This window comes from Paraglaciecola sp., from assembly GCF_039943935.1.
In the GTDB taxonomy this organism is placed as follows: domain Bacteria; phylum Pseudomonadota; class Gammaproteobacteria; order Enterobacterales; family Alteromonadaceae; genus Paraglaciecola.
The window spans coordinates 37,025-48,333 of record NZ_JBDUZQ010000011.1 but is presented as its reverse complement, the minus strand read 5'-3'; the positions used below and the strand labels follow the sequence as shown (position 1 = coordinate 48,333).

Sequence of the window (11,309 nt, the reverse complement as noted above, 5' to 3'; positions counted from 1 at the left end):
CCCCGTTATGCTTGTAACGCGTCTGAAAGACGGTTTAGTTTACTTCGAAGTGAACCGTCAATTACTGTATCACCGGCTTTAATTAGTACGCCGGCAACAAGTTCAGGATCCACGCTACAATTTAGCTTAACTTTTCGTGCAAGACGTTTCTCAAGAGAAGCACCTATTGCTGTTTGTTGTGATTCATCAAGTACGACTGCTGAAGTGATTTCAACGTCAATCTCTTTCTCAAAATCAGCTTTAAGCTGATTAAACAAAGCAGAAATATCGGGCAACGCTTGTAAACGTCTATTATCAGCCAAAACCTTTATTAAGTTCTGACCATGTAGGTCGAGTTGTTCGCCACACACGCCAATGAATATTTCAGAAAGCTTCTCTGCCGCAACAGAGCCAGTTAAAAGTGCCTTAACCGTTTCATCTTTAGAAACTTCAGAAGCAAAAAATAACATTTCTTGCCATTGTGTAATGGTTTTGTTCTCAACCGCGTAATCGAACGCAGCTTGCGCGTAAGGGCGAGCGATAGTTGTCAATTCAGACATAGCTCAATTCTCCCTTACAATTCAGCGACAAGTTTTGCAACTATGTCACTTTGTGCTGCAGCATCAATTTCTCTTTCAAGGATTTTTTCAGCACCAGTTATCGCCAGAGCAGCTACTTGTTTACGTAACTCTTCTTTAGTGCGATTTCTTTCTGCTTCAACCTCTGAATATCCCTGAGCAATGATTTTCTCACGCTCAGAGTGACCACGTTGCGTTTCCTCATCAACAATCTGAGTACCACGCTTTTTGGCTTGATCGATAATTTCAGCTGCTTGCGCTTTAGCTTCTTTAAGCTGAACGTCTGCGTCTGCTTGAGCAAGTTCGAGAGCTTTCTCGCCTTCCTCAGAAGCTGCAAGACCATCAGCAATTTTCTTTTGGCGTTCTTCAATAGCACCAATGATTGGAGGCCATACATATTTCATGCAGAACACTACAAACACTAAGAAAGCTATTAATTCGCCTATTAGAGTGGCATTTGGTAACACGGCCGCTCCTCCTCTTTAATAGTTGTTAAAAGGTATGGTTAACTATTACTGAGCACCAAGTACAAACAACATATAAAGAGCGATTGCTACACCGATCATTGCAATCGCATCGATAAGACCCGCTACAATGAACATTTTAGTTTGTAATTGATTTGAAAGTTCTGGTTGACGAGCAGCAGACTCCAAAAATTTACCACCTAAAATACCGAAGCCAATAGCTGGCCCCAATGCGCATAGACCAATCAAAATACCAACTGCGATATATAGATTACCTAAGATTTCCATAGATTTTCACCTTGTGTTTAAAGTTAAAGTTAAAATAAAAAAACGTGTAAAACTTGTTTCGTAGGCGTCCTTGCCTCACCCAAAAGGGCCAGCTTATGCTGTCTAAATTCTTTCAAAAATTAATGTTTCTCGCTCGCCATACTCAAGTAAACGATTGTTAACATCATGAATATGAAAGCTTGTAATGGGATTACCAACAAATGGAAGGCTGCCCATAAAAAATGAATAGGTAATTGCCAAAGACCAATAGTACCAGCAATAAGAATGAATATAAGTTCACCTGCATACAAGTTACCAAAAAGGCGCAAAGCAAGAGATAGAGGTTTAGCAATAAGTGCTACCACTTCTAATATGAAGTTAAACCAATATAACCATGGGGTGTTAAATGGATGAGCATATAGTTCTTTCATAAAGCCGCCCACACCTTTGATTTTTATTGAATAAAAAATCATTAATGCAAATACACCTAAAGATAAAGCAAAAGTCATACTTGTATCAGTAGTAGGTACTGACTTTATATATACATCATGAGGATCAACACCCATCATAATACCAATGTTTTGAGCAATGTAAGGAATGAGATCGACAGGGATTAAATCCATCAAATTCATCAATAATACCCAAACAAAGATAGTTAAAGCTAAAGGAGCAATTACAGGGCTCTTGCCCTGATAGGTTCCCTTAACGGTGCTATCTACAAATTCAACAACTAATTCAACACAAGCTTGCCATTTACCTGGTACGCCTGTTGTTGCTTTTTTTGCCGCTGAGCGAAAACTAACTAAAAACACTAACCCCAAAACCACCGACCATGCCAACGTGTCAATGTGAAAAGTCCAAAACCCTTCACCGACAGAAGCATTAGTTAAGTGATGTTGAATGTAAGCGCTGACGCTTTGTTCGTCACCTGATGCTGCCATTTTTCCATCCACAATTTAAAGTTAAAAACAGGTACAAAATCTCGTTATTTACTTATTAAACAACGCGATTCAAAATAATTATAATTGGCCATTGGGCCATTAAAGTTACAACATATGTCACTATTAAAGGCAAAGGTTGTAAGTTTTGCCATTGATATACAAATAAGAACAATAAAATTGTAAATAAAAATTTCAGTTTGCTTCCCTTATTAAAACTCCGCACTACTAGCTTAATTTTACTAGCACCGGAATATCTGAATACTAAGAAAGCAAACAAACCATTAGGAACAACACATATAAAACCACCGTAAAGTGCTGATAAACCTTCGTTTTTTCCTAAAAAAAAAGCAAATACAGAGGAACATATAATGGCTAGAATACTTTGTAATATAAGTATGTTTTTAGCCAATTTTTGACCTTTTTGGACCAAACTAGTTGCCAATTGATCCCTCTATGTATTAAAAGCTAACGAAAAGCGCCAAAATTATACTTAACTGGCGCTGATTTACAACAAAAAAGTCTAGTTTGGTGCACAAAAGCACTATTATGGAGAGCACTATAAAGCATTAAATTTTATAGGGATTATTTAATTAATATATTTGGCCGAGGATGTAACTGTATTTGATAAATCACAAAATTAATTTATCAATAAAATTTATATCTAAACGCCTTAATTAATGGCATTTATTTAATATGACTCAAAATGCCGTCAAGCTGATCTAAAGTAGAAAAATTAATCACTAATTTACCTTTACCTTTAGCATTATGAGCAATATTAACAGGAGCCCCTAAATTTTCAGATAATGTAGTTTGTAGTTTTTCAACATCAGGGTCGATTTTTATAGGTTCTTTAAGTTTTACAGGTTCTAGAAGTTTTCTAACTAAAGTTTCAGTATCTCTCACAGTAAGACCCTTTCCTGAAACTGTTTGCGCAGCATCGTTCTGAATATCACCTTCTAATGATAATAAAGCCCTAGCGTGACCCATTTCAATATCGCCATGCTCAAGTAATAATTTTACATCTTCATTTAAGTTATTAAGACGCATTAAATTAGTTACGGTAGTACGTGATTTACCTACAGCAGTTGCTACTTCTTGATGAGTTAATTCAAATTCAACCATTAACCTATCCAAAGCTTGAGCTTCTTCCATAGCATTCAAATCTTCTCGTTGAATATTTTCAATTAATGCAATCGCGACTGCTGATTCATCCGGTACATTTTTAACTAAACATGGAATTTCATCTAATTGAGCAATTTGAGAAGCACGCCAGCGTCTTTCCCCTGCAATAATTTCAAATCTATTTTCAGAAATTTCTCGCACCACTATAGGTTGAATAACACCTTGAGAGCGAATTGATGATGCAAGGTCTTCTAATGCTTCAGAAGACATGTCTTTACGAGGTTGATATTTACCAGGGCGCAAAAATTCAACAGGGATTTTACGTAATTCACCTTTTTGCTCTGATGCATCTGCTTCAGAATTGGTTTTGCTTTGACTGGTAGCTAGTAAGGCATCTAATCCTCTGCCTAATCCTCGTTTTTTTGCCGACATGTTGTCCTCTAATTTTATTTGTTCTAAGTTGTTTTCTTTCTACTACGACGTAAAATTTCACCAGCTAACGCTAGATACGCTTTTGCCCCAGTAGATGACTTATCATAATACATAGCTGGAGCACCAAAACTTGGCGCTTCTGCAAGCCTAACGTTTCTAGGGATAACGGTTCTATAAACTTGATCACCAAAATGCCGTTTAAGCTGCTCCGAAACATCATTTGCTAATCTGTTTCTTGGATCATACATAGTTCTTAATACTCCCTCTATTTTAAGAGCGGGATTAACAACCGATGCTAACTTTTTAATGGTATCCATTAAAGCTGTTAGTCCTTCGAGAGCGTAATATTCACATTGCATTGGTACTAAAACAGAATCTGCTGCTGCCATAGCATTTACAGTCAATTGATTTAATGAAGGAGGGCAGTCTATAAAAATAAAATCATAATAATTTTTTACAGGCTCTAATGCATTTCGAAGACGTACCTCCCTGGCAAATACTTCCATAAGTTTTATTTCAGCGGCAGTAATATCACTATTTCCCGCAATGAGATCATACTTACCAGATGTTTCTTTAATTAAGACTTCATCAATAGGTTTTTCTTCAATTAATAACTCATAACTTGTATTTTCAACATTGTATTTATCGACACCGCTTCCCATTGTAGCGTTGCCCTGAGGATCTAAGTCGATCAGCAAGACCTTGCGCTTAGTTGCAGCCATAGATGCCGCAACGTTAACGGCAGTTGTCGTTTTTCCTACGCCACCTTTTTGATTAGCGATCGCAATTATTTTACCCAAAATAGCCATCCATTTATGTTGGCAGATCAGATAGACATAATATTTATGTCTAATTAAATAACTTCTAATCTGATGGTTGTTTTTTTATTTTGACTATATGACGTTCGCCATCTAGGCCTGGAACATCTAACTTAATTGTTTCTTGTAAAGTAAAACTTGAAGGTAGTTCTTCAAGCTCATCTAGAGGAAGTTGACCTTTTAACGCAAGATAAACTCCGTGAGAATCTACCAGATGTTGGCACCAGTGCAACATATCTTTTAACGAAGCAAAGGCTCTGCTTAATACTCCATCAATTTTAAAGGTTGGAATGTAGTCTTCCACTCTAGATTGTATAGGTTCTATATTTTTAATATTTAGTTCATGTGCCACTTGTTTCATAAAGCGTACACGTTTTCCTAAACTATCTAATAAAATAAAATGTTTTTCAGGACACATAATCGCTAACGGAATGCCAGGTAATCCAGGACCAGTACCTACGTCTATGTATCGGATCTTATCAAGATAAGGAGCCACTACGATAGAGTCTACTATGTGTTTTATAACCATTTTTTCTGGCTCACGAATAGAAGTTAAATTAAAAGCCTTATTCCATCTGTGAATCATTAAAATATAATCAATTAGCAACTTTTTTTGATACTCAGTTACTTCTAAAGCAGTGCTTCTAATACTCTTGTTTAGTATGGTGAGTAATTCTTCACCTAATAATTGTTGATCTTTCATTAAGCTGTTATTTTCTTATCAGTACTACTAGAGCCCACTAATAATCCATGTTTTTTCAAATAAACCAGTAAAAGTGAGACTGCTGCAGGTGTAATTCCCGATATTCTTCCCGCTTTACCAATTGTTTCTGGTCTTGCATCACTAAGCTTAGCCACAACTTCGTTGCTCAATCCTGATATTTGACTAAAATCAAAGTCTTTAGGAATAAGCGTATTTTCATTACGCATTGTTTTAGCTATTTCATCTTTTTGACGTTCGATATACCCAGCATATTTAATTTGTATTTCAACTTGTTCTGCAGCCTGTTCATTATCTAAACCTGGCCCAAAAACATCTAGACTTACTAAGGTTTTATAAGTCATCTCAGGACGTCTTATTAAATCTTCTAAAGAGTTTTCTTTAGTCACTGGATTTTTTAAAATTTTATTTAATTCATCTACTGACTCATGGTTTGGGTGAACCCATGTTGCTTTTAGGCGTTGTTTTTCAAGTTCAATAGCTTCTAATTTTTCGTTAAAAGCTTTCCAACGAAATTCGTCAACTAAGCCTATTCTATGACCTTTGGCAGTTAATCGAATATCAGCATTATCTTCCCTAAGTAATAAACGATATTCTGCTCTACTAGTAAACATACGATAGGGTTCTTTAGTTCCCATAGTTGCCAGATCGTCGATCAATACACCAATATAAGCTTCATCACGGCGAAGAATAAATTCTTCTTTTTGTTGTACCTGACACGCCGCATTTGCCCCAGCAATTAACCCCTGAGCACCTGCTTCTTCATAGCCTGTGGTGCCATTAATCTGACCGGCAAAAAATAATCCTTTTATAAACTTAGTTTCTAAGGTTTGTTTGAGATCCCTTGGATCAAAAAAGTCATATTCGATAGCATAACCAGGACGCACAATATGCGCATTTTCAAAACCGACAATAGAACGAACTAAGTTCATTTGAACGTCGAATGGAAGACTAGTTGATATACCATTTGGGTAAACTTCAATGCTATTTAACCCTTCTGGTTCAACAAATATTTGATGTGAATTTTTATCTGCAAAACGATGAATTTTATCTTCAATAGAAGGGCAGTAACGAGGGCCTATTCCTTCTATCACACCAGTATACATAGGGGATCTATCTAAACCACCACGGATAATTTCATGAGTTTTTTCATTTGTATGGGTAATGTAGCAAGGTACTTGTTTAGGATGATCACTAGCTTTACCTAAAAACGATACAACTGGAATAGGCGTATCACCATGTTGAACCTGCATTGCATCAAAGTTTAATGTTCTAGCATCTAGTCTTGCTGGCGTACCTGTTTTTAAACGATCAACTCTAAAAGGTAAATCTCGTAAACGATCCGCTAATGCGATCGAAGGAGGATCGCCTGCACGGCCTCCTTTATAATTTTCCATGCCTATATGTATTGTACCACCTAAAAACGTTCCTACGGTGATTACAACCGCTTTAGCATGGAATTTAAGACCCATTTGAGTGACTACACCCACAACGCGATCTTGTTCTACAATAAGATCATCACAAGATTGTTGAAATAACGTTAGGTTTTCTTGGTTTTCAATAATATTTCTAATTTCATTTTTATAAAGAGTACGATCTGCTTGTGCTCGGGTTGCTCTGACCGCTGGGCCTTTACTTGAATTTAGGGTTCTAAACTGAATACCTGCTTTGTCGATCGCTTTGGCCATTACTCCACCTAAAGCATCGATCTCTTTTACTAAATGTCCTTTACCAATACCACCAATAGCTGGGTTACATGACATTTGACCCAAAGTTTCAATGTTGTGTGTGAGTAATAAGGTTGATGCTCCCATACGTGCAGAAGCTAATGCCGCTTCTGTTCCTGCATGGCCACCACCTACTACGACTACATCAAAATTTTGTTGATAAAACATGGTATTCCTCTAACGCTGTTGATCATTTTGTACCCTTTAAAACGGGGCGCACATTCTATATAGATTTTGACGTAAGTAAAATGCTTAAAATTTATTCAGATCTTAAATTCCGATCTCATTAGTATTTATAAGATCTATTAGATCTTTACTTATTATTACTATTATTAAGGATCTAATTTTCTGTTAATAAGTGCGTTTTTACTTTTAAAATCAATTATTTGAATAACGATCAACCATGTTAATAAAGCGATAGTAAGTTGGTATAATATGGGTATAAACAGCTGTTTTATCCACAAGCGCATTTTCTAAATATTTTACTAAGTGGATATAATTTATTTCTACAGGGGTTATACATAAAACTATCCACAATGTTGAATATGTTTTGATCTAACTGTGTGTAACTTGTGATCTAATTATAGCATTATTTTAGTTAGATCTTGATCGCTAAGGAAAAATTGATATTTTTGGATCCTTAGATCGTTATTTTTGTTTCTTATGTATATTTTTTGTAGATGCTAAACATAAATTTTAATATTTATTATAAAAAAATATATTTGGTTAGATTTAAGACTTTTTTTAGTGAAAATTTTATACTTGAATGTAAAACGGCGTTAATAATAACGTCGTTTTTATCTATATTTATAATGTTTATCTAACCTGATTAGGTTGATATCCAGTTGTTGATTGTCCTCGCTGTGGCTCTGCTTGTGTAGGGACTATTTCTTTACGACGACTTGGTCCAGAAAATTTCACCTTGTAGGTGTCATATTCTTTTATTGATTCAAAACAATAGGGCCCTAGAGCTGTCTCTAATTCAGCAAGGTTATGGTTAGTAATTAATATACAGTTTTTATTATTGGCTAAACGTTGCCTAAGTAAATTTCCAAGCCAGCTTTGGGCATTCTTTTTAAGTATGCTTTCGTTAACACACACTTCATCGAGTATGAGTAGGTCTACATCTAATAGTTCTTGGTTTATTTCCCTAAATTTTTGCCCAACATCATCTTTTGCATTGTAATCGTATGAAAAAAATCGGAGTTCTAATATGCTAGAGAGTTGTCGATATAAAACTGATATTTCAAATTTTTCTATAAGTTCATGTGCTATAGCACCTGCCGTGTGAGATTTTCCACGACCGTAGTCTCCGTAAAAAATCATCATATGAGAGCCACTTCTACGCCAGTTTTGATCTTCGTGAGCAGCAATAAAGGATTTAGCGATGCTTACTGCTTCTATAACGTCATTACTGTCTTCTATTAAGTTTGCAAAGGTCCATTTTGAGTTGAGATCTGAACGCCCTTGTATAGCTTGTATACGTTGTTTTTTACCCTGTTGTTGGATTAACCTGACATCTCTATTCGCTAATGTTTCATATTCGCTTTTTAGACTTTTATAATCAGTATAACTATCTGGGACATGTTGCCGTCCTAGCGCTTTACCTAGTTGTTTAATTTTGTCTTGAATACTGTCCACGAATTCTATAGTCCTAGATTATAAAGTTAAGTTTACTGAGTTTTTTTACTATATTTTGCCACTAAATTTTTAGCATTGTCGTCTGCAACTATACCAGCTTTGGTTTTAACCATTTGCTGTCCTACTTTTTGTGTTCCTTTAAAATTATTAGCCATTCGTATTTTCTTCAAATTGAATATAAATTTTTGTGTCCATTGATATTCGCTAAATTGTACTTCAGGTCTGCCAAGCCAGTAAGCTATAAAGTCACCTAACTCATTATCAGTATATTGGTAATCAATAAGACCTATTAGTTTGGCTAAATCAGCTACTAAGTTTTCGTTAGGCTGCCAGTCTAGATGCATATCAGTCCAGTTTAAATGTAGTTTGGTATAGTCATCAACTTTCATTGTCGTTAAAGGTAACACTAAGGTTTTACCATTAAAACTGCGGTTAATCTCTACTTCTTGTTCAAATTTTACGAGTCCAATATGAAGTAATTCTTTTATTAAACTATTAATTTGTCTGCCAAGAGTGAATTTTTGTTCTTTTTCATTAAGAAGTGAAATTAGGTATTTATAATTTAGAGGTGTGCTTACTCCTGATTTTTTATTTACAGTAGGTTTTATACCTAACATATATAAAGTCCGAGCATCATTACTGAGAGATTGTAGTAGGGCAGTTTGTTCAGCCTGATTGAATTGCATCTGCTTTTTTACTCACTAACCTAAATTAGAATTTTTTAAATAAGTTTCTAGATATTCAACTGCAATATTTTCAGGAATAGGGTGATTTAGAACATCAATATGCATGGCGGGTATTAGTTGTTTTGCACCTGTTTTGGTCATTAACATTTCTAATTTGTTAGCACCATAACAAAAGGTGTCATAGCTACTATCGCCTAAACCAATAACGATAAAATTTGTATTCAAAGATTGTTTTGCTAACAACTCTTTAGAAAAAGGTTCAATATTTTCTGGTAAATCACCAGCTCCATGGGTTGATGAACAAATAAGCCAAGTCGCGTTTTCATCTAATTCAGATAGCTTAGGAGTAAGGTGAATTGTACTTGTATGTTGGTTTTCAGTTAGGACTTCTTGTACTGCGTCAGCTACATATTCGGTTGCACCTAATACACTGCCTACTACTATTTCGAACTTTGCCATTCAAGTATTACGTATTTTGTGAGTATTTTTATATTGTACCTTGAGGATAATAGATCAACACAGATAAATTTTTAACTTGATTAAATTGTCTTTATTTTCCAATGCAAAAAGATGAAAATATTTTACTGAGTAAGTCGTCTGATGTAAATTCGCCTGTGATGTCATTCAGATGATGTTGTGTTAATCGCAATTCTTCGGCTAGTAGTTCGCCGGCTAAATTTTCCTCTAATTGTTCTTTTCCTAGATATAAATGTTCAGCTGCTCTATCAATGGCATCTAGATGACGACGACGTGCTATAAATTGTCCTTCAGACCCTAAACTAAATCCCATGCAGCTTTTTAAGTGTTCTGTTAAATCATTGATACCAATGTTTTCACTAGCAGATAATGATATAACTGGATATTCACCCTTATCATTTATACCGATAGATTCATTTGATAAATCTGCTTTGTTTCGTATTACGCTTAAACCAATATTCTTAGGTAATTGCTCATAAAACTCTGGCCATATTTCTTTGGGGTGGGTTTCCTTGGACTCCGTACTATCTAACATAAATAGAATGCGGTCAGCTTGATGTATTTCTTGCCAAGCTCTTTCTATTCCTATTTTCTCAACTTTGTCTGGGCTATCTCGTAAACCAGCGGTGTCGATTATATGTAACGGCATACCATCAATATGGATATGCTCTTTTAATACGTCGCGAGTGGTACCTGCAATATCGGTGACAATTGCGGTGTCTTTTCCTGCGAGTGCGTTAAGTAGACTAGATTTTCCGGCATTGGGTTTCCCTGCAATAACCACACGCATACCTTCTCGTAATAGTGCGCCTTGTTTGGTTTGCTGCCGTAATGCTTCAAATGAGAGGATAATGTCATTCAAATCAGATTGGACCTTACCATCGCTTAAAAAATCAATTTCTTCATCAGGGAAATCAATAGCTGCTTCTACATACATTCTGAGGTGTATTACTTGCTCTACTAACTTGTTTACCTGGCTTGAAAACTCACCTTGTAGTGAGCGTAATGCACCCTTAGCCGCTTGTTCTGAACTAGCGTCAATGAGGTCAGCAATAGCTTCTGCTTGTGTTAAGTCTAACTTATCATTTAAGAACGCTCGTTCACTAAATTCACCTGGTCTAGCTATACGTATTTTCGGTATTTTTAGGATAGTGTTAAGTAACATATCTAATACAACCTGGCCACCGTGTCCTTGAAGCTCTAAAACATCTTCACCGGTAAAGGAGTTAGGACCTTTAAAAAAAATCGAAATACCTTGGTCGATAAGATTATTTCGAAGATCAGAGAAGGGCAAATATTCCGCTTTACGGACTTCTGGAAGTTTTCCTAAAACAGCTTCAGCAACATTACTAGCTAAGTCTCCTGATACTCGGATGATTCCAACACCTCCACGGCCTGGCGCTGTTGCTTGTGCAACTATTGTATCTTGCTGTGTTGGTAATCCGGTTGCTGTCAT

At 35.9% G+C, this 11,309-nt stretch carries 13 protein-coding genes; all 13 read right to left on the bottom strand.

All coding sequences use genetic code 11. From position 1 onward, the window contains the following. Positions 1–5: 5 nt before the first annotated feature. Positions 6–539: a F0F1 ATP synthase subunit delta gene (gene atpH, locus ABJD71_RS07185; protein ID WP_348166704.1), complete on the bottom strand. Its 534-nt coding sequence runs from the start codon at positions 537–539 to the stop codon at positions 6–8. Positions 540–553: 14 nt separating this feature from the next. Then, positions 554–1,024, bottom strand: coding sequence for a F0F1 ATP synthase subunit B (atpF, locus tag ABJD71_RS07180; protein ID WP_133468761.1), 471 nt, complete (start codon positions 1,022–1,024; stop codon positions 554–556). A gap of 45 nt (positions 1,025–1,069) precedes the next feature. Beyond that, complete coding sequence (gene atpE / locus ABJD71_RS07175; RefSeq protein WP_133468760.1) at positions 1,070–1,309, bottom strand: F0F1 ATP synthase subunit C; 240 nt, start codon at positions 1,307–1,309, stop codon at positions 1,070–1,072. 119 nt (positions 1,310–1,428) lie between these two features. Next, positions 1,429–2,229 carry a F0F1 ATP synthase subunit A gene (gene atpB / locus ABJD71_RS07170; protein ID WP_348166701.1) on the bottom strand — a complete coding sequence of 267 codons (801 nt, stop codon included), beginning with the start codon at positions 2,227–2,229 and terminating at the stop codon, positions 1,429–1,431. Between the two features lie 55 nt (positions 2,230–2,284). Further along, positions 2,285–2,671: an ATP synthase subunit I gene (locus ABJD71_RS07165; RefSeq protein ID WP_348166698.1), complete on the bottom strand. Its 387-nt coding sequence runs from the start codon at positions 2,669–2,671 to the stop codon at positions 2,285–2,287. A 242-nt stretch (positions 2,672–2,913) separates the two neighbouring features. Continuing rightward, positions 2,914–3,783 (bottom strand): ParB/RepB/Spo0J family partition protein, encoded by an 870-nt coding sequence (locus ABJD71_RS07160; protein WP_348166695.1) that lies wholly within the window; start codon positions 3,781–3,783, stop codon positions 2,914–2,916. A 23-nt stretch (positions 3,784–3,806) separates the two neighbouring features. Beyond that, positions 3,807–4,583, bottom strand: a complete 777-nt coding sequence (locus tag ABJD71_RS07155; RefSeq protein WP_348166692.1) for a ParA family protein — start codon at positions 4,581–4,583, stop codon at positions 3,807–3,809. 64 nt (positions 4,584–4,647) lie between these two features. Beyond that, positions 4,648–5,304: a 16S rRNA (guanine(527)-N(7))-methyltransferase RsmG gene (gene rsmG, locus ABJD71_RS07150; RefSeq protein WP_348166689.1), complete on the bottom strand. Its 657-nt coding sequence runs from the start codon at positions 5,302–5,304 to the stop codon at positions 4,648–4,650. Beyond that, a complete protein-coding gene (mnmG, locus tag ABJD71_RS07145; protein ID WP_348166686.1) occupies positions 5,304–7,217 on the bottom strand; it encodes a tRNA uridine-5-carboxymethylaminomethyl(34) synthesis enzyme MnmG in 1,914 nt (637 codons plus the stop codon). Before mnmG ends, rsmG begins: the two co-directional genes overlap by 1 nt. 648 nt (positions 7,218–7,865) lie before the next feature. After that, entirely contained in the window at positions 7,866–8,690 is an 825-nt protein-coding gene (locus ABJD71_RS07140) for an ATP-binding protein (protein WP_348166683.1), read from the bottom strand. Positions 8,691–8,722: 32 nt separating this feature from the next. Further along, positions 8,723–9,376 carry a DnaT-like ssDNA-binding domain-containing protein gene (locus ABJD71_RS07135; RefSeq protein ID WP_348166680.1) on the bottom strand — a complete coding sequence of 218 codons (654 nt, stop codon included), beginning with the start codon at positions 9,374–9,376 and terminating at the stop codon, positions 8,723–8,725. Positions 9,377–9,391: 15 nt separating this feature from the next. Then, positions 9,392–9,835: an FMN-binding protein MioC gene (mioC, locus tag ABJD71_RS07130; RefSeq protein WP_348166677.1), complete on the bottom strand. Its 444-nt coding sequence runs from the start codon at positions 9,833–9,835 to the stop codon at positions 9,392–9,394. Positions 9,836–9,926: 91 nt separating this feature from the next. Next, positions 9,927–11,309, bottom strand: coding sequence for a tRNA uridine-5-carboxymethylaminomethyl(34) synthesis GTPase MnmE (mnmE, locus tag ABJD71_RS07125; protein WP_348166674.1), 1,383 nt, complete (start codon positions 11,307–11,309; stop codon positions 9,927–9,929).